Annotated in this window: 12 protein-coding genes and 2 pseudogenes; 4 read left to right on the top strand and 10 right to left on the bottom strand. The window is 67.2% G+C overall.

What is annotated here, in order from left to right:
- Positions 1–110 precede the first annotated feature (110 nt).
- From KHP12_RS30820 to KHP12_RS30785, 8 genes are all read right to left on the bottom strand, one after another.
- On the bottom strand, positions 111–6929 hold the full coding sequence (locus tag KHP12_RS30820; protein WP_438471126.1) for a polymorphic toxin-type HINT domain-containing protein: 6819 nt from the start codon (positions 6927–6929) through the stop codon (positions 111–113).
- A gap of 197 nt (positions 6930–7126) precedes the next feature.
- Positions 7127–11392: a LamG-like jellyroll fold domain-containing protein gene (locus KHP12_RS30815; RefSeq protein ID WP_211833948.1), complete on the bottom strand. Its 4266-nt coding sequence runs from the start codon at positions 11390–11392 to the stop codon at positions 7127–7129.
- Between the two features lie 199 nt (positions 11393–11591).
- Positions 11592–12371, bottom strand: coding sequence for a SpdA protein (locus tag KHP12_RS30810; RefSeq protein ID WP_208652974.1), 780 nt, complete (start codon positions 12369–12371; stop codon positions 11592–11594).
- A 338-nt stretch (positions 12372–12709) separates the two neighbouring features.
- The gene (locus KHP12_RS30805; RefSeq protein ID WP_086881548.1) at positions 12710–13387 is read right to left on the bottom strand and encodes a class I SAM-dependent methyltransferase; all 678 of its coding nucleotides are present in this window, start codon (positions 13385–13387) and stop codon (positions 12710–12712) included.
- Between the two features lie 65 nt (positions 13388–13452).
- Positions 13453–13923 (bottom strand): glycine-rich domain-containing protein, encoded by a 471-nt coding sequence (locus KHP12_RS30800; protein WP_086881547.1) that lies wholly within the window; start codon positions 13921–13923, stop codon positions 13453–13455.
- A gap of 344 nt (positions 13924–14267) precedes the next feature.
- On the bottom strand, positions 14268–14441 hold the full coding sequence (locus KHP12_RS30795) for a hypothetical protein (protein ID WP_167442397.1): 174 nt from the start codon (positions 14439–14441) through the stop codon (positions 14268–14270).
- Positions 14438–15274: a Scr1 family TA system antitoxin-like transcriptional regulator gene (locus KHP12_RS30790; RefSeq protein WP_167442398.1), complete on the bottom strand. Its 837-nt coding sequence runs from the start codon at positions 15272–15274 to the stop codon at positions 14438–14440. The genes KHP12_RS30795 and KHP12_RS30790 overlap by 4 nt, the downstream gene beginning before the upstream one ends.
- Positions 15271–15630 carry a hypothetical protein gene (locus KHP12_RS30785; protein WP_244202602.1) on the bottom strand — a complete coding sequence of 120 codons (360 nt, stop codon included), beginning with the start codon at positions 15628–15630 and terminating at the stop codon, positions 15271–15273. Before KHP12_RS30785 ends, KHP12_RS30790 begins: the two co-directional genes overlap by 4 nt.
- Before the next feature lie 240 nt (positions 15631–15870).
- Here KHP12_RS30785 and KHP12_RS30780 point away from each other — a divergent pair, with 240 nt between their 5' ends.
- From KHP12_RS30780 to KHP12_RS30765, 4 genes and pseudogenes are all read left to right on the top strand, one after another.
- Positions 15871–17082, top strand: a complete 1212-nt coding sequence (locus tag KHP12_RS30780) for an NsdA family TPR-like regulatory protein (RefSeq protein WP_167442399.1) — start codon at positions 15871–15873, stop codon at positions 17080–17082.
- 38 nt (positions 17083–17120) lie between these two features.
- Entirely contained in the window at positions 17121–17837 is a 717-nt protein-coding gene (locus KHP12_RS30775) for a RibD family protein (protein ID WP_086880437.1), read from the top strand.
- A pseudogene (locus KHP12_RS30770) lies at positions 17825–18136 on the top strand (glyoxalase/bleomycin resistance/dioxygenase family protein); the annotation flags it as partial. The gene KHP12_RS30775 and the pseudogene KHP12_RS30770, both read left to right, overlap by 13 nt.
- A 152-nt stretch (positions 18137–18288) precedes the next feature.
- Positions 18289–19359 (top strand): hypothetical protein, encoded by a 1071-nt coding sequence (locus KHP12_RS30765; RefSeq protein ID WP_086880438.1) that lies wholly within the window; start codon positions 18289–18291, stop codon positions 19357–19359.
- Positions 19360–19467: 108 nt separating this feature from the next.
- On the opposite strand, the gene KHP12_RS52515 is transcribed toward KHP12_RS30765, so the two are convergent.
- Positions 19468–19596 (bottom strand): hypothetical protein, encoded by a 129-nt coding sequence (locus KHP12_RS52515; RefSeq protein ID WP_276328618.1) that lies wholly within the window; start codon positions 19594–19596, stop codon positions 19468–19470.
- A 44-nt stretch (positions 19597–19640) separates the two neighbouring features.
- Positions 19641–19859 (bottom strand): annotated as a pseudogene (locus KHP12_RS30760) (helix-turn-helix domain-containing protein); the annotation flags it as partial.
- Positions 19860–19927 lie beyond the last annotated feature (68 nt).

Raw genomic sequence — 19927 nt, 5'->3', positions numbered from 1 at the left:
TCCCTCCGAGAAAATGAACCGCGCCGATATTCCTAGCCGATGCCCCAAGGCCAGCAGGAACACTTCCTTGGACTCCGACTCCAGGACTGCGAGCACTCGATCTCGAATACTCATTGATCCATGTCCCAGAAATCCTCGTCCGTCATTGGTCGGCTGCTGCCATAGGGCTCGCGAGGCAAGGAGTCGATATCGTATCCGCGATCCCGCAGGACCTTTATCCGAGTGTTTCCATTCGCGATCGTCCCGTCCGGCTTCACCCTCAGCGCCTCCTTCGCACCTGGCCTCAACGAAAAGACGATATCTTCTGTGTCTTGCTTGCCCCAGAAATCCAGCGAACTCTTATCGAGTGAACTGTCAGGGTGCAGCGACTTCAGAGGAGGATCGCACGGTGTGGAATTGTGAACCAGGACCGGAGTGGCCCCCGCCAGCACATAGTACGTGTGGAGGTCGGTGATGGTGAGGTTGTGGACCGTGGCTTGCTGGGTCCAGTACTTGACGGCGGTGATCTGGAGGTGGGTGCCGGCGGAGGTGCGGAGCCACTGGCCGGTGCGGAGGTCGGTGGCGTTGATCCATGCGTGGAGTTCGGGGACCCAGAAGGGGTGGCCGTCGGTCGCGGTGATGGAGGCGGTCTTCTCGCCCCTCTTGCCGTCGAGATCGAGGGTGATTCTGACGAGGTGTTTCAGGCCGTTGCCCTTGATCTCGGCGGTGACCGTCTTGGTGGTGGTCTTGCCGGTCTTGGGGTCGGTGGCGAGGACCTTGTCGCCGATCTGGACGTCCTCGATAGGTTTCGTCGTGCCGTCGGCCATCAGCACTTGGGTGTCTGGGGTGAAGCTGTTGCAGGCTTTGAGGACCTTGAGCCCCTTGAAGGCCCGGGCCCATGGGAGGTCGAGCGAGGCCGCGCCGCAGGCTTTGAGGCTCTTGCCGCTCAGGCAGCTCTTCCACGCGCCGATATCCGGGGAGGCCACGCTGACCGCGACCGCGGTCACCAGTTTCTCGAAGCCGTTCTGTTCGTAGTTCACCAGCCCGATCGCCTCGGCGGCCGAGCAGAATCCCTCGGGCCGGGTGGACGGCGAATAGCACTTCTGCTGCGCCCATCTTTGGAGCTGCTCTTCGCTGTCGTACCCCGGGAAGCGCTTCGCCAGTTCGCCGGCGGACGGAATCCTGATGCCCTCGAGCCGCAGTTCACCCTTTTTCTGGGTGATGTTGATCGTCCGCCCGGGACGGTAGGAATTGCCGCCGCTGGGCCGGGCTCGGGAAGGGCCGCTGGAGACCGGGTAGAGGATACGGCCACTGGTGTCGTAGCAGCCCTCTGTGGTGCAGCCCGGACCGTGGCTCGGAGTCCAGTTGTTGTTGGCGCCATCGGCGCTGCAACCGTCGCAGAAGCGCCCGGTGGGGTCGGAGCCGGTGACCGGGTTGTTGTTGGCGTAGGCGTAGCCGTTGATCTGCTGGGGGTCGGTCAGGTCCATGACCGGGTCGACGGACAGGAAGCGGCCGGTGGTGGGGTCGTATTCGCGGGCGCCCAGGTGGGTGAGGCCGGTGGCCTTGGTGTCGTCGGTCCCGCCGACGAAGCCCTTGGTGCCGGGCCAGGCGGCAGGTTCCTCGCCACGCAGATCACCGAAGGGCAGGGTGCGTCGCTGGGTGAGTTTCTGGGAGGCGGCGTCGATGGCGAGTTGTGCGGTGCCGTGATGGTCGGCGAGTGTGAAGGAGACGCTGCCGTCGTCCTGTTGTACGGCCTGGTGGCCGCCGCCGAGGTCGATGTAGCGGGTGGCCCTCGGTGTGGATGACCCCTTGGGCAGCGTGATCTCGGTGGCGCCCAGGTAGAGGGTGGTCTCGGTGGAGGTGCGGCCGATGAGCCGGTTGCCGTCGGCGTCGTAGAGGTATTCGGTGACCTTGTCGGCACCGCCCTCGACCGGCTCGGTCACCTTCGACAGGTGCCCCTCGGTGTCCCAGTCAAGGGTCTGGGTGTCGCCGCCCAGCTTTCGGGTGGTGTTGTTGCCACTCTTGTCGTAGCCGAAGGTGTCTTGCGCGGTTCCACTGGGCCCGCTGGCTTTGACGGCCGTCAGAGTGTGTGGCTGTGCGCTGCCCGGGTCGGGATAGTCGTAGGTGCGCTTGGTGTCCTTGGCGGCATCGCCCGACGGGTTGTGCAGGGTTTCCGTCCTGCGGTTGCCGACCTGGTCGTAGGTGTAGGAGGTCCAGTACGGAGCCGGGCCGCCCAGCACACTGCCGCTCGGGGTGGCGGCGCATTCCTTGCCGCCCTGGGTCCATGCCTCGGTCAGGCGCTGCAAGTAGTCGTAAGTGAAGCACTGGTTGTCGGTGCCGGAGCGGGAGACGTCCGATACCGACAGCACGTTGCCCGCCTCGTCGTAGCGATACGTGTTGTACTGGTCGACGCCCGCCACGTCCTGCCGGTCCACCCGCGCCGTGGCCAGGCGCTGGGTGCCCCATTCGTAGGTGTTGGTGGCCCAGGTTTTCTTGCCGCCGCCGCTGGAGAGTTCGTACTGCTGCGGTTTGCCGGTCAGACTGTAAAGGACACTGGATTTCACGCCCTGGCTGCCGTCGATGGCGATGGGGCGCAGGGTCTCGTCCTCGTAGGTGTAGGCCATGGTGGCCGCTGGAAGGGATCCGGCCTTGGGATAGCCCTTCCCTTCCACGAGTCCGGAGACTTTGTACGTAGTGGCGGACAGATAGGTGCCCTGGAGTGGGCCCTCTTCGGCGGGGATGGTGACGGACGTGCGCAGTGCTCGGTAGAGGCGGTCGTAGGCCACGACCTTGGAGGTGTAGGCCCGGCCGTTGTCGTAGCGGGTGGATTCCGCCAGGTAGCCCTTCGAGTTACTGACGGTGTCGTAGACCCATTTCGCTCTCAGCTCGCCGGTGGGCGAGTCCTTGCGCAGCTCGGTCCGCCGGCCAAGGCCGTCGTAGACGTAGGCGAGGGTGGTGTTGCGTCCGTCGGTGGTGGAGGTCAGCTGACCGCGGTCGTCGTAGACGCTGCTGGTCGTGCCCTTGTCCGGGTCCTTGGCACGGGTGAGCTGGCCGAGAAGGTCGTAGCTGTAGCTCCAGGTGTTCTTGGCTGGGTCGGTGACCGTCTTCAGTTCGCCGCGTGGTGTGTAGGCGTAGGTGGTCGTGTCATAGGCGGCGCCGACCGTGCGCTGGTGGAGTTGGCGCAGTTCGGTGGTTTTACCGCGGGCGTCGGTGAGGGTGGTGGTAGCGGTACCGCCCACGGGTGGGATGACCGTGGTGCGATCGCCACCGTGGATCGTCTTGGTGACGCCCAGGACCGTGCCGCCGTCGCCGTTTCCGGCGATTTGCCGTGCCTCGGTCTGTCTGCCCAGGCCGTCATAGGTGTAGCGGTTCTGCGTTTCGACGTTCAGTGCGTCTTCTGGCTTGAACAGGGTGCCGCTCGGCTTGCCGTCAGCGTAGTAGGTGGCGAAGTCCTTGGCTTTCAGGCCCCGTTCGTCGTAGAAGACGTCGGTCAGCAGCCGTCCGCCGTCTGGTCCGGGAGCTTGTGTCTGCCGTTCACGTAGCAGGCCGTCGTAGAGGGTGTAGGAGGTCTGCTGGGTACCGTTGTTCCCGAGTGTCTTGGTGCCCACCGCCACCGGCTGCCGGTCGGTGACGGTGTACGTGAACTCGTAGGTGGGGGTCTGGCCGGTGAGCCGGTCGGCCAGCCAGACCTTGGTGGAGCGGCCCAGGGCGTCGTAGGCGTAGTTGGTGACCTTGTCGTTGGTGTCGGTCTGGGTCAGCGGCAGGCCGCGCAGCACGTCGCGCGTGGTGGTCGTGGTCTGCGCGGTGCTCGCGTCGCCGGTCTTGGCGGGGGGCGAGGTCACCTTCGCGCTGGTGGGCAAACCGGAGGCGGGAGTGTAGGCGGTTGTGGTGGTACGGCCGTCGGTGCGAGCGGTCCGTTTGAGTGCTCCGGCCGCGGTGACGGTGACGTCGGCCGTCAGGTCGGTGCTGGTGAGCTTCCGTCCGTAGGAGTCGTAGGTCGAGCCGGACTCCACATAGACGGCGGTGGTTCCGTCGTACTTCTTCAGTACCGCGGTTCCGGTGGCGTCGCCTTTCGTGGGGGCGTCGCCATAGGTGCCGCCGTCGTAGGCGGTTCGCGCGTCGGAGATGACGTCGTCCGGTCGGTTGGCGGTCGTGTCACAGGCTGTGGCGACCGCTTCTACCCGGGAGGGGAGGGTGAGGATGTTCTTGTCGGTGTTGGTGGCGTAGGTGGTGCGGGTGCAGGTGTTGTCGGCGGCGGTGTCGTTGTCACCGAAGTCGTCGACCTGGGTGATCCGACCGGCCACCGTGTCGAAGCTGGTGGCCGTTGATGCGGTCCGCCATTTGGTCCCGGCCCCGTCATCCAGTGAGGTGAAGGTCTTGGTGTGGGCGGTCCCGGTGAGGTTGGCTGTGACCGTGCCCCAGTCGCGGACCTTTTTCGCGGTCTCGTGGTGCCAGGGCCGGTTTATGGTCTTGGTGAGGACCTTTCCGCCCGGCCCGGAGAAGCTGACTGTCTTGTAGGCGAAGCCGGCCGCCGAATCATGGTCGGTGATCGGGTCGCCTTCGTCATCATCGAGCGCCACGGTGACACTCCTGGTGCCGCCTCCGGTGTCCTTGCGGTCGCCGTCCATGCCGCGCAGGAAGTAGGTGTCCTGCTGCGACTTCATCGCACCCGTCCCACCCTGGCCACCGGTCTGGACCCGCACCTGCCCGTAGCCGCGCCACTGCGACCAGGTCTTGAACTTCTCCTTGGTCAGTCCGTCGTCATCGTCGTAATGCCAGGCCGCGCCGCCCTTGTAGTCGTAGGCGGTCACCTGATCAGGCGCGCCACCAGTGCGGTCGGTTGTGGTCACGGAGGTGACCACGTACTTGTTGAACCACTGCCGTTCAGGGTCGTCGCTGGTACTGCCGCCGACGTACTGCGGGAAACAGAGCGTGGTGTTCGTCTGCGGGGTCGGCAGGGAGTCCCAGTCACATTCCTCAGCGGAGTACTTGACGTCGATCTGCCCACCGGACTCATCGGCGACCGTGGACAGCCGGTCCTTGATGAACGGTGCGTAACCGTCGCCGGTCTTATCCAGGCGGTTGGCCAACTGGGTGTAGGCGAACGTGGTCTTCGGTAGCGTGATGGCTGGGTCAGCGCTGTGGCCGGTGCGCTGAATGGATTCCAGCTCCAGTTGGTAGTCGGTGTCAGCCTTGCCCCAGCGATGGGCGAACGCCCAGGAGTCGACATCCTTGTAGGTGCCGCTGTCGAGGGCCTGTGCGGTGATCCGGGTCAGCCGCTTGCGCGTGAAGAACACCGGCGAGAGCCGACCGTCGTCGCAGTCCTCGTCCACCGTGCAGTTCAGGTCCCAGGGGGTGTCGTACCAGTAGAAAGCGTCCTTGTCGATGGACGCGCAGTCGGTCTGCTCATCAGGCAGGCAGCGCTCGCCGCTGGTGAAGTCGACCTTGGCCAGCGCCTTGGTGCCGTACATCGAGGACGACTTCAGGCCGTACTCGATCCGGTCCAGGTCACCCCCGCGGACGTAGCGGGTGTTGTCCTTGGCCTTGAGGTTGCGGCCGTAGGAGTTCGTTTCCTTGTCGTAGTAGTAGGCGATGGCGTTGCCGTGGGGGTCGACGACGTAGTCCAGGTTCCATCGCCATGCCTGCTGGCACCAGGAGTCGGCGAACGTCGCCCCATGGCAAGGCTCGTCGGCACCATTGCCGAACACCGGCGTCGTCCACGCGGAATCGGTGGTCTCCTTGCCATCGGCCCATCCCGGCAGGCGGTTGTAGCCGAAGTAGTAGCGGTTGCCGTCGGGTGTGGTGACCCGCCAGTACTCGTCATTCCTCGCATCGTTACCGCGTACGTTGTCGGTCGAACCGTAGAGGCGGTCGATCTTCGTGCCGTCGTCACTCTTGAGCTTCCAGGAGTTGGTGCCGTTGGGCACCAGCTCCCCGCCCTTGCCGTTGAAGGAGATGAACGCGTTGTCGTAGGCCCAGCACAGATCGCCCGGCTTGCCGCCGTCCGCGTTCTTCACTCCGTCTTCCGCGCATGGTTTGTAGCGGCGTTCGATGTAGCCCGGCCACAGGTCGAAGCCGTCGCCCACCCAGGAGGACTGGTTGTTGGTGTTCGCGGTGCGGCCGTCGACTCCGCCCGAGGAGTACGACACTCCTACGCTCGGTGTCAGTCCGCCTGGCACGTCCGGTACGGGCATACCGTACGACCAGGTGAAGTCGCCGGTGTTCAGGTTGGTGTTCCACGTCGCAGAAGGCGAGAGCGAGGTGGCCTTGTAGTCCCCCTTGTCTCCCTTCTCTTCTGCTACGGCCGTCAGCACCGTCGGTTCACCCGCACGCAAAGACAGGTCCTGAGCGGTGAGAGTCCGTTTCTCGGTGTCGTTGACGACCTCGACAGGCTTGGGCGTACGGCACTGCCGTCTGGCCGGCGTCGTCAGCACGCAAGCGGGCAACTCGACCAACGTCAGTCGGGACGCGTAGCCGCCACCGTAGACCCCGGCGAAGGACGCGTAGTCGATTCGGGCCCGTACCCGGCCCGCCATGGTGTTCTTCACGCTTTTCTGCCCCGGGTGGGGCTGCAGCGTGAACAGCGGTCCGTCAACCCCGGCCTTCCGCGCTACCTCGCGACCCAGCACCCGGGCAGTAACGTCACCGCGGGCTGCCTTGCCGCGCCCCCCTTCCGCATCCAGGGCCAGCGGCAGGCCACGCACCTTTTTCGGCCCTGTCCCGGCCTTCCCACCGGCGGCGGGAAGTGTCACCACCCCTGATGCCGCCCTCGGCCAAGTGGTGCGAGGGGCGGACTGCGGGGTACGGGGCCCCTTCATGACCGTGCGCGGCTTGACCTTGCCGATCGTGCCGGGCACCGGCTGCTCCGCACGGGGAAGGACAGGGCGTCCTTTTCCGTCGTCTGCGGCAACAGCAGGCTGCGCCACTCCCTGCAGCAAGGTCGCGACCATGACCACGGCCGAGGCCAGCGCGACACGAGGTCGCAGTGTCCGTAACCGCTTGCTCGATCTGCCGTTCATCCCTGTCCTTCATCCCTCGCTGTATGCACCGCCGTAGGCATACGCCACGGGGTAGAGAGAAAGCCGATACTCGGGAACTGCCGGTGGCCTGGTGGCCGGAGGCCACTCGGCCTCACCCTCTGCGAATGTCAGTCGCCGCCTGGTACGTCCGTGGGCATGCCAGGCATACCAATGGCTAGCTGGGCGATCTGCGTATCCGTCAACGCGCCCTGGAAAGACCACATATCGGACACTGCGCCTGGCCAGTACTCACCCCAGGTGGTCCCGGTCTTGGCACGCCCCAGTTGCAGCGGCTGTGTGCCTTTGAAGGACAGCACGTTGTCCGCTTGGGAGATCCGGTCAGTGCAGGCCGCATCGTCCGACACACCGTCCCCATCGCTATCCGCACAGGCGGTCTCTTCCAGCTCTCCGTTCACGTAGAGCCTGAGCTGCCTGGCGAACCCGTCATAGACCAGCGCCAGATGTGTCCAGTCAGCAGGGCTGGAGAACTGGCCATTCTCGATATGCGTGATCGTGGCGTCCTTGCTGTCCGCACTCGCCATGGAGATGCGCCACCGGCCCGGGTCGGAGTCCGGCGTGGTACTGGGCACATACCGCACCGCGAACACATCCTGCAGTGCGCCCGGCGCGCTGAGCAGCGCCACTTCGTCCTTCGGTACGGCCGCGGCTTGTACCCATGCCGTCACCGTGAAACTCGCGCTCGTGTCCACCGGCACCGTGGACGTCGCGGCGTAGTCGTTGACGCCATCGAGCAGGAGGCCACCGTCGACCCAGCCCGCTCCGACCTGTGCGCCGCCGTTGAGTGTCATGTCGTTGCCGGACGCGGAGGTGTCCGGTGTGGTCAGTGGCGAACCGGCCGCCTGCTGGAATGTCCAGCGTCCCTTGACCAGCGCGCGCTGCTTGAACAACTGCTGCGCCTCGGTGGCCGAGACCGGGCGGTCGAACAGCCGCACATCGTCGATCGTGCCCGGGAAGTGATTGTCGACCCCTCCGCTGTAGGAGCCGGCTCCGATGTACATCGACTGATCCGCATAGAACGCACCGGCCAGCTGAGTCGATCCGGCCTTGGCCCCGTTGACGTACAGGGTAAGGGTGTTGGCGACCGTGTCGTGCACGCCGACCAGATGCACCCACTCCCCCGCGCGCGCCTGCGTCCCGTCCGGTTGCATGGCCCGGATCGGTGTCGCGTCCGCGGTGTCGGCGGAGTACTGGTTGACCGCCCACCGGTCGTAGGTCTTGGAGTAGTACAGCTCGAAGCCCGGGGCGTATTCCCCGGTCTGGGCTGTGATGACCGCGGCGCCGTCCGGCTTCTTGTCCAGCTTGGCCCAGGCCGAGACCGTGAAGCTGCGCGAGGTGTTGACATGGGGAGCGCGCTCCTGGCCGATCTTGGCGTATCCGTCCGTGCCGTTGAACCGAGTGGCCTTGCCCGCCACACCGGCCGCTCCCGTGGTGGCGCCGCCCACGTACTTAGCGGGGATCACTCCGCCGTGGCCCTGGATGTCGGTGGCGCCGGTTTCCTCGTCGAGGTGGAAGACCGCCACCGCGGGGCGGCCTGGGTCGCCGACGGTCTGGTGGGCGTGGAGCTTGTCGACCTCGTCCTGGGCGACGGGCTTGTCGAAGAGCTGCGTCTCGTCGATCGTGCCGGGGAAGAAGTCCTTGGCCTCTCCGCCGGACGCACCCGCGCCGATCATCAGGCCCCGGCGGGCGTTCCAGTCGATGTCGTGGGAGGCCGTGCCCGCCAGCTTGCCGTTGACGAACAGTTGCAGTTTCTTGTCCACGCTGTCGTACGCGCCGACCAGATGGGTCCACACCCCGGCCTTCACCCCGCCCGGTGTGCCGGGCATCGCCCGTACGATCGTGGCGCCGGGCTCGTCGGCGGCGAAGGTGTTGAACACCCACCGGTCGTAACTGGCGGAGTAGTACAGCTCGAAACCGGCGGTCTGGTTGCCGATCTGGGACGCCACCATCGCCGCGTGGTCGGGCACCTCCGACAGCTTCACCCACGCCGACACCGAGAACCCGCGGGTGCCGTCGACCACGGACAGGTCCGTGGCCGCGTAGCCGTCCGTACCGTTCAGCGACAGCCCCTTGCCCACAACACCCTCCGCCCCGGTAGCGGCGCCACCGTGCAGAGCGAGCGTACGAGGCGGCGTCGAACCCTCCGCCTGAGCGGAACCGGGCTTCTCGTCCAGTTGCCACGTCGCCCGCTCCGGCTGCCCGGCCTTCACCCGGAACTGATAGGTGCGGATCTCCGAACCGTTCCCCGCCTCATCGAAGGCCTGGGCGGTGACGAAGTTCAGGCCCGGCTTCGCCGGGAGCACCTTGACCGACCTGGCCGCACCGGCGGAGGTGGACACCTGGTTCGCCGACACCGGATCGCCGTTGAAACCCCAGCGGTACCGCGTCACATCCGTGGAGGACGAGTCCAGTTCGAACGTGCCGTACTGGCCCACCCCGTCCAGCCACGGATCCTCAGGATCCTCCGGGTCCGACGCCGGATACTCGCCCGACGCGACCGCGGGTGCCTTCGGCACCGAGGTGTCATAGACGAAGTAGCACCCCGTCGCACCGCCCGCGAACGACCACGGCGAGTACTGCGCACCGTCGTAGGAGCGGACATACCAATGGACGGTCTTGTTCGCCGGAATCGAGGACGGCAACGCGATCGCGAAGTCCGAACCCGACCGCTTCGACGAGGTCAACGCGGGTTTCCACCGCGCGATCAGCCCCTTGCCGTCGCCCGCGTCCCACTTCGCCTGGAACTGCACCGCAACACTGTCGCGGTCCGGGTCGGTGATGTTGTTGGCGGAGACCTTGCCCAGGGTGCGCACCCGCGCCGCGTCCCCCGGCTTCTTGCAGGTGCCTCCGTACTCCATGGTCAGCTGCGACATCCTGACCTGTGCGGGCGGACGGTTGTACTTCACCCGCAGATACGCGTCATCCGAGAACCGCTTCCACCCGTACCGATCGCTCTCGCTGGACGCCTGCAGGCCGAACGTCATCGTCGACCACTTCTTGTCCGCGGCCTCCTGTACGGCAGATCTCACGGAGAACTCCGCGTCCTTTGCCGCACAGCCGTCGTAGCCGTAGGCGAACGACTCCGTCTTGAGATGATCGATCCAAAAGCCGTCCGCGTTCTGTGAGTTCCACGTCGTCGAGGAGGAGATCCCCTTGGTGCGCCACAGCTGCACGCCTCGCGCGTCACACGAGGCGGACCACGTGTTCCGCACCACGAACTCCGCCGACAGCACCGACTTGCCCGCGAACCGCGACGTCGGGATCCGGTAGAAGAGGCGCTTGGTGTCCTGCGGCTGGCAGTAATTCCAGCCGCAGTACCCCATGCCGCCGTCTGAGTCACCGTTGAACTTCCACTGCGGTGACGACGCCCAGTACTTCGACGCCATCGTCCACGCCGACGCTTTCGGCGAGTACCACTGAGGGTCGATGAAGACCGGGTACACCGTACCCTCGCCCTTCAGCACATCGGCATCCGGCTTTAGCACCAGCTCATCCTGCGCCGCCGGTACCTCCACCCCCACCGGGGCCAGCTTCCCCGACTCACCCGCGGCCGGCTCTTCCCCATCGTCGGCTTCGGATACGTCAGCGGCCTTTGCCCGTGCGCCGACGGTCTCCTGTGCGCCGGGGCCGGGGCTGGAGTCCCACATCACTGGCTGAGGCGCTTCGAACACCGCGCCGCCCGCGCCTTTGTCGTTCGCCGCGACCCCGCCGGTGCCGGTTTCCTGGACGTCCAGGCCGCCCGCGTCCAGCTTCAGCCGTAACTCCGCCAGTTCCTCACTGGCCGCGGCCTCGGCCGACTTCACCACCAACAGCTGCGTGAAGCCGTCTTCCTGGGCTCCCATCCGCAGGTCCACATCCGGCAGGACGTCCGGATAGGTGGCCGTGTCGCCCTGTAATCGCGGGGCCGGCAGGTCCGTGGGCCAGGACAGGGCCAGCTCTCGCCCCGCCTTCGTCATCCGCACCAGCGGCACACTCCCACCACCGGAGAACTCCAAGTCCACCGTCGTCGCCTTCGGCGCAACCATCCCGTCGCCGGTCTTCACCAGCGCGGTGTCGATGGCCTTCCATTCACCATCTACGCGCGCTCGAACGGGACGCAGGTACTCTCTGGCTTCCAACTGCCCGTCAGGAGTGGCGAACACCTCGCTGCTCTCACCCCGCAGTGAGGCGATCTCCACCGGCTTGCCCTCACGCTCAGCAGCCGCCCGCGCCAGCTCCTCGCTCACCGCGCTCGTCACACCGCGCGCCTCCTTGGCAACCGGCGCCGTGCGCACGTCGGCGCCCTGTACACCAGCGTGCGGGAGCGCTCCCAAGATGACCGAGGTAACCAACGCCACCCCGGACACGCGTGTACACCGCCGAATGCCCAAAGGCATAGCAGACTCCCCCCACAAGGCCTCCCCAGACCTTGCTCAGTTATGAACAATTCTCGATGGAATCGTGAACGCGAGAGTAGACATCGCCTCGCACACCAGTCCAGGCAGCCACAAAGGGACATGAGTCCACATTCAGGACAATCACCTCGCTCAGCCCAGGTGACATAGACCACACCTCGCGCGATACGGAACCGCCACCTCAAACGTGCTCGACGCACCAGCCCTCTTCGCCCGCACCGTCAACTGACGGCGAGACCGAGAAGACACGACCAGACTCGACAGACCGTGCCCCCATCGACAGATAATCAGCCCTTGCCGAGCGCACCATGGACACCAGCATCCGGGATCTGGCTGCCCCGATGTGCAGCTGCTTCCGTAGCGTCTCAGCCGAGATCGGCCGTTGATACGTCTCCCAATGCCACGCGTCTTCTGCCAGCGCGCGCTTCAGAAGGTCGTCCCCATCAGCACCGAGCTGGCTTCGCTGATCATCCTCGTCCAGAGACGGAACGAGGTCGACGTTGATGCGGTCCTGCTCCATCATCGCCGCAGCGCGTTCTGCGGGGCTCGTGGGGGCTTCTGCTCTCTCAAACTCAGATGACACCTCACCCTCGGCACGACTGATGGCCTGCAGAAGCCCCGGACCCACCTCTGCCCAACCGATCAACAGCAAAGGCCCCACCGCGTCGAAAGCAGCTTTGCCGTTCTGACCGGCCAGCAGCGGATCCGTCACGTTCAGCGCCAAGGTCATCAGGCTGGAGAAGACCAGCAACCGACGCGCTGGCCGGAGCTGCTCCCGGCTCGCACCCTGCAGCGCGAGATAGCGGGTACCCAGCAGCAAACCCAGCACAGAAAGATCTACCGCCGGGGCCACAAGGGGTGCCACCCACGACGGCACACCCAACCGCAACGCGAGGGTCCATACATTGCCGAAGCCGAACAAGAACGTCAGCCCCACCACCGCCGCCATGATCAGCGTCACCGCCCGAAGCGTGACCGCTCGCTCGAAAGCAGCCCCCGCCCGGCTACCGGCGTGTGTCGACCTCTCGCCATTCATCGACCCGCTCCGCCCCACGACACGGGTTCGAAGCTGCCCTTGATCACCAGCCTGCCGACCAAATTCCGCAGGTCAGTGGGGTCATCCTTCTGCGTGGTGCCCTGCCGGGGGCACCATGCATTAAGCCGCTGACCTGGGGTTTCTCCCCCAGGGAGGCGCCACACTCGGCCTCTCTGCCGCACGAGCGCACTTCGGTGTGACATCAACGTCGCCAGACGGTGCCGCAGGTTGGAACTCTGCCGGGGCACCCACTGCGCAGCAGGTCAGAGAGTCGCAGGGCCCATCGTGGCGCGAACCAGCAGAGTGCCGATCTTCCGGGGGCCGACCGGCGCGGGCAGCACGTGCGCGGTCGCTCCGGTGAACCCGTGCTGGCGCAGGATCCGCGTCCAGCGCGGTGGTTCGTAGTCCCAGCGCTTCACCACCAGCGGGTCCTCGTCCTCGGACCTGGTGATGTACGACGCCTGACAGCCGTAGCAGCCCTCGGCAGGCGGACGCTGGGAGAAGGCGAGCATGCCGCCCGGGCGGAGGCGCTCACGAATCGCCGGCAGCAGTCGGGCAGGGTCGATGAACCACACCGCGCCGAAGACGGAGAACACCGCGTCGAAAGTGTCCGTGCAGTGGGCGAGGAAGTCGAGGGCGTCCGCCTGGTGCAGCTCCAACTCAGCGGTGTCAGACCATCGGGCTTCGGCAGCCCTGAGCTGGGCCAGGGACAGGTCCACGCCGACGGCCCGCGCGCCGAGTGTTGCGACGTGCGCGAGGTTGCCGCCTTTCCCGCAGCCGAGCTCCAGGACGGCCGAGCCGCGACTTACACCGAGTATTTCGGCACCGGGGCCGTGGTCGGGGTACTGCGTCCAGTTGAACCACGTCGTCTCCCCGGCGGCGTTCACGGGCCGCCGCTGGGGCTTCTGCTGCGCGTAGGTGTCCCAGGCGGTCTCCGTCATGCGCCCTCCGTTCCCGTGGGCCGACCGCCCGGCGGCGGTGCCGGGCGGCCGACGGCGTGCTTACGTCAACTCTTTCCGCTGTTGGGGCTGTCGGAGCAGCCCGCATGGCACTGACTGCAGTCGGCTGCTTCGGGCCAGAGGTCGGCGTCCACCGCGTACCCGGCGGCCGCGATGGCGTCGAGAGTGCGCTGCCGCGCCGCCGCGGCTGTGCCGTGCTCGCCCTCCGCCGGGTTCGTGGGGACGTGGTGGATGAAGTGTCCCGCAACGCGCTGGCAGAAGTCGGCGTAGTCGCAGGTGTGGAGGATGAAGGCGTGCCAGCCGATGTCGACGGCCGTGCTGGGCGTTAACGGTCGGCCGGTGGTGTTGGCGCAGGCAGCGAGGAAAGCCGCGGTCTGAACGACGATCCGCTCGGCGAGTGGCAGCGCGACGTCGTGGTCCTTCACGATGCGTGTGGCGAGCCGGTCGAGGAGAGCGGCGCTGAGGAGCGCCCTGGGGTCGGTCGCGGTGCTGAGCGGCCGTTCTGCGGTGACGGTCACATTGTCTCCTATGTCGGATGACTTGGTCTGGTCTTGCCGGGGTGGGGCCCGTCCGGTGGTCCGCCCGGACGGGCCCCACTGCCCCTGCCTTGTCGGTGGCCGCGCCTCGGCATACCGACCGGCAGGGGGCTTGGAGGGTGGGCCGCCGACCGCGAAGTCCAACCCGGGGCGGGGGATCCCCGGGCCGCCGGCGGCCCACCCGGTCTATGGGGTTGGGGTGCCCGCGATGCAGAGGTGGGCGGCGAGTGCCCGCAGCGCGGAGCTCGCGCTGAGCAGCGGGCCCGGGCGGGGTGGCGCGGAGGGCAAAGAGCTCTGCCCGTTCGGCGGGGCCTGGCGTCGGTGCCTCATTGGCCCTCCTCTGACCGGGCCTGCCGCGCAGCCCGCTCGTAAGCGCCCAGCAGCCGCTCCCCCGTCTCGCACCTGGCGCCGGACGTCCGGCAGGCCAGGCAGCCCGCGGCGTGCCCCAGAGCTGCGCGCCACTCGTTCACGGCGGCCGGGCCCAGCAGACTCGCGGTCATGCTGTCAGCTCTTCCAGAAGCGGATCCGATTCCGGGTGCCAGGCCAGCTGCTCAAAGCGTCGGCGCGCTACGTCCAGCAGTGCGGCACTCGCCTCGGGGTCCTTTGCAGCGGCAAGCCCAGCGGCCATGCATCTGCGTGCCGCCTGGCTGTCCGCTCCAGTGGTGTAGAGCGCGCTCCTCGTCTCCTCGGCGAAGACCTCGTGCCCGTGGAGTTGGAAGCGGTGCAAGATGCCCGGCGGCGGGATGACCCCGGCTTGGAAGGGCACCACCAAGATTCGGGGGCCGAATGGGGAGACCCCCAGGCGTTGCAGGTGAGCCATCTGGGCCGCCATGGCCTGCGGGTTTCCGAAGGTGCGCAGGAGCGTCGCCCCGTCGAGGATGACGGTGACGTCCTGCGGCTGGGTGGACGATGGCAGCAGGGGAAGTTGGGCCGCAGGGTATTCGGTGGTCTGCACGATGCGCGGGATGGTGGCCGAGGCGTAGACGCAGATCGCGGATGCGTGGTGCTCGCAGGCGCGCAGTCGGTCGGCCCAGCCTTCGGCGTTGTCGTGGATGGTGCCCGCCCTGCGCTTGGGAGCGCTCGACTGCTGGCCCGACCACCGCAGTGCGCCGACGATGGTGAACCAGTGGGTCACCTCGTAGAACCGGAGGAGTGTTTTCACGTCCTGCCACTGCTGTGCCACCTGGCCGGTCTCCATCCGGCTCAGCTTGGCCGCCGAGCTGCCGATGACCTCCGCGGCATCGCAGAGCGTGAGGTCCCTGGCCAGCCGGAGCGCTCGTAGGTACGCCCCCAGAACGAGCGGCGCGGGGCCGCGGCCGTAGGTGGTGGTCACCGGCCGACCTCCCGGTCGGGGCCGAACTCGGCGGCGACCACCTGGGCCAGGGCTCCACGTAACAGAGGGCTGTCCGTGAGGTAGCGGTCGGGCCCGAGCGGGACGCGCCAGTGCAGTACCGGCCCGGCGGTGTGGCTGATGGGAGGCACACCGATGTACGAGATCGAGGCTGCCCCGAGTGCCTGCACCGCCGGGAGGCGTCGCCAGTACTGGGCGCTTCTCGGGGGGATCAGCCAGTACATCTGTGCGTAGTCGGCGATGACGGCACCGGTCGCCCCGCCGAGTAACTCCAGCGCACGCTCACCGATCTCCACGGGAGCGCGCACGGCATCCCAGTGGGGGCCGACCTCGACCATCTCTACGTTGTCCCCGCACGGGGGTGTCCATCGCGCGTTCGTGGGCTGAACAGACCTCATGAAGATGCCTCCGGCGGTGCGTCTCACCTCATGTATCCAGGCAAACGCGGGCACCGAGGCGCCGTCTTCACCGCATGCATCAGACGCTGTGCGTATGCGGAACCTGCATACGCGTGCGACGGCACCGCTACTGTGGGTATCTCCTTATTGCGTCACGCCACCGCAGACCAGGACCGGGGAATGGGGCAGTTAGCACACCACGCCAGCACGGGTGAGGCCATCTCGGCCGCTCGGCGTGCACGAGGATGGACCCAGAAACAGCTGGCCGATCTGTGTGGATACAGCCAAAGCACCATCAGCGGTCTCGAACGCGGCCGCCAGTCAGCACGCGACGTTGATGTGCTCGCGCTCGTCGCCGACCGGCTCGGTATGGACCCCTCCGAAGTCGGGCTGGCCGGGGGCGCACCGCACAATGCTGGTGTGAATCGTCGCGACTTCCTGGGCACAACCGCAGCGGCGGCCGGTCTCGGCATCCTTCCCGCCCCAGTCGGCGCCACGACCCGTCGCCCGGTCAATCCGGCCGTCGTCGGTCACCTCCAGCAGCTCCGCACCACGCTGGTCCAATCAGACGGGCTGTACGGACCGCACGCCGCGATCAGCGCCGTCCACGACCACCTCACGGTCATCGAGCAGCAGTTGCTTCCCGGAGCACATGGCCCCCTCCGCAGGGAGATCCTCCAAACCGGCGCCGAATGGGCCGAGTTCGCTGGCTGGTTGTACGAGGATCTCGGCCGCCCCGAGCAGGCTCTCTGGTGGTCTGACCGGGCGATGGAATGGGCGCAGGAAGCCGATGATCCCGTGCGGCAAGCCTTCATTCTGATGCGTAAGGCACAGCAGTCCGTCGGACTCGGGAGGCAGCAGCGGGCAGTCGGCCTGGCGTCGGCGGCCCTGCGGGTGCGCGGTGATGTGCCTGAACGCGTCCGCGCTTCCGCCTACCTACAGGCAGCACATGGCCATGCCCTCATCGGAGGCGAACTGCCGACCCTCCGCGCGCTCGACGCTGCCCAGGCCCTCGTCGAAGGAGACGAGGCGGTAAACGATCGACTTGGCGGTTATTGCAATCCGGCCTACGTCCACGCCCAGCGGGCAACGTGCTACCTCCGGCTGGGCAAGCCGACAGACGCTGTGACCACGTACCAGCAAGCGCTCGACCACTGGCCGGCCATATACCAGCGCGAGCGGGGTCTCCATCTGGCCCGGCTCGCTACCGCGCACGCCGCCGACCGTGCCCCGGACGCAGCCTGTGCCACCGCTATGCAGGCGCTAGAGATCAGCCGTGAGACCGAGTCCCGTCGCACTACGGCGGAGCTCCGGCGCGTTATCACCAGCTTGGCGCCGTGGCGACGCACCGCGATGGTGCAAGACCTGGCGGAGGCGGTCGCTGCCGCGTGACTAGGCTACCCGGAACCAAGATCTGCCTGGAGGAGCCCATGCACATCAGCGAGCTGGTCGGCACGGACGAGTGGCATACGGTCGAGGGGCGGCCGTACGTCGTCTACAAGTACGCGGCCACGCTGGACGGCCGGATCGCCGCGGCGGACAGCACCAGCCAGTGGATCACCAGCGCGGAGTCCCGTGCGGAGGTTCACGCGCTGCGCGCGGCCTGCCAGGCGACCGTCGTCGGTTCCGGCACCCAGCAGGCCGACAACCCCCACCTCGCCGTGCGCTCGGTAAAGGACGACCCCAACCTGAAGGTCGCCGTGCCGGTCGATGAGCAGCCATGGCGCGTGATCGTCGACACCAACGCCCGGACCCCGGCTGACGCCCGGGTCCTCGACGATGCCGCACCCACCATGATCGCCGTCGCCGATGACGCTGACGCATCCCACCTGGACGGCGTGGCCACCGTCGTACGGCTGCCCCGTGCGAAGGTCGGCCTGGACGTGGAGGCGCTTCTCCACGAACTGCACCAGCGCGGTGTGCGCGGCATGTTCCTCGAAGGCGGCCCCACTCTCGCCGCGTCGTTCGTGTCGGCCGGTCTGGTGGACCGCATCGTCGCCTACATCGCACCCGCGCTCCTCGGCCGCGGGAAGAGCGGGCTTGAAGGCGGCACCATCGAGACGATCGGCGACATCCTCCGGTGCGAACTGGTGGACGTGGCGCGCTCCGGCCCGGACGTCAGGCTGATCGCACGCCCGCAGCGCTGACGCGGCTGGACCATCTCGGCGTCGAGGTGACCTCCACCGACCAGGTGACCGCCGCCACCGACCGCCTCAAGGACGCGGGGCTCGCCACGTTCGAGGAGAACGACACCTCCTGCTGCTATGCCCTCCAGGACAAGGTCTGGGTCCACGGCCCCGGCCAGGAGCCGTGGGAGGTCTACGTCGTCAAGGGCGACGCCGACCAGATGGGCAAGAGCGCGGCACTCGACACCGTCGACGCCTGCTGCACAAGCGAGCCCGCCCCGGCGGAGGCGCTCAAGGCCGCGACGGGCAGCGAACGCTGAGGCAGGACCGGACCCGTTTGGCGGCACACCGGGTGAGGGCGCGATCACCTGTCGTTAGAAAGGGAACGTCATCTCGCCATCCCGGTTGACCAGCATGGCCGCTGAGCGCCGGTGATGCGCCGCTTCACTCCAGCGCTGAGGAAGGCGTAGCGATGAGGTTCATTTCGCGGTCCGGCGCCATGACCGCCGCGGTCGGTGCCGGACTCTCCCTCGCGGTCCTGCCGACCGGGGCGGCCGGTGCCGCCGAAGACATTCGAGTGGGGTGCAACGACATCCCCGGCCTGGTGGACGCCATCAACCAGGCCAACGCCAACGGCGGTCGCATCACCCTCGCGTCCCGCTGCACCTACACCCTGACCACACCGGACAACCCCGACGACGGACTCCCCGAAATCACCGGGGACGTCACCATCTCCGGCAACGGCTCCACCATCCGACGCGACCCGGACGCCACCGAGAGTTTCCGCATCTTCCACGTCGTATCCGGCGGCACCCTCACCCTGAAGTCGCTCACCGTCACCGGCGGCCTCAGCAGCGACTCTGGCGGCGGAGCCCTCAACGAGCAGGGCACACTGAACCTGAACGACACCGTCTTCAAGGAGAACTCCGCGGTTACCGGTGGTGGCGTCTCCAACAACGGTGGACAGCTCAACCTCGAGCGCACCATCGTCGAGCGCAACACCGCGTCCAGCTTCGGCGGCGGAGTCCTCAACAACGGTAACGGCACAACGACGATGAAGCGCGGCTCCCTGCTCAGGAACCGGGCGGTCACCAGCAATGGCGGCGGTTTTGAGAACCAAGTGGGGACCGCGACTCTGGAGTCCGTATCGGTCAGGGGCAACACCGCCATCGAGGGTGGCGGCATCCGCAACGTGAACGGTTCCACCGTGAACCTGAAGTCGACCATTCTCAAGGAGAACATCGCCGTGAGAGGCGCGGGCCTCTCAAACCTCTCCACCACCTTCGGCAACGCCACGGCCACACTGGTCGACAGCCTGGTCACGCGTAACACCGCGATCACCGCCGGCGGCGGCATCGACAACCAGGCGGGTCAGGTGACGCTCACCAACACCAGGGTCATCAACAACGAGCCGGACAACTGCGCCCCCGAGGGCAGCGTCCCCGGCTGCACCAACCCCACCACCACCAGCAGCAGCAGCACCATTGACCCGCCCACCACGCAAGGGCTCCAGTCCGACGACGACATCAAGGACCCCAAGTGAGCCGCCCACCACGATGACCAAGAAGGGCGGGACCCGCTGACCGGGTCCCGCTCTTCCGCGCGGAGTTCCGCCGCGCCATACGCGGCGTCGAGACCCGCGCCAGTCCGGCTACGCGCCCCGCGACGCGAAGACCGCCGCGCCCAGCAGGGCCTGGTCTTCGCCGTCGTCGTGTACCGACAGGGTGAGGCGGGCGAGGCGTGGGCCGTGGTGGGTGAGGCCGGCGCTGAGCCGGGCCATGGAGGTCCTCGACCAGAAGATCGCCTACTACAGAAGATCGCCTACTACAGCTGAGTTCGGTCCGGGTCCGACATCAACGAGGTGCCGCCGCCCAGGTAGCGTCCTGGAGTGGTGCCGACGGTTCGCCGGAACGCCGCGAGGAACGCACTCGGCGTCGCATAGCCCACGGTGTGCGCGACCCGGGAGACGGGCCGGCCTTCCGCGAGGAGGGAGAGGGCCGCGCGCAGTCGCGCATGGGTGCGCCAGCGGTCGAAGGTCATGCCGACGACGATGGCGCCGACCCCGGGCGGGACGGGTCCCACGATGGCCTCGGTCATGCCGCCCAGCGTAT

The organism is Streptomyces asiaticus, assembly GCF_018138715.1.
Lineage (GTDB): Bacteria > Actinomycetota > Actinomycetes > Streptomycetales > Streptomycetaceae > Streptomyces > Streptomyces asiaticus.
The sequence above is the reverse complement of the archived record's forward strand: the minus strand, read 5'-3'. Positions and strand labels throughout refer to the sequence as shown.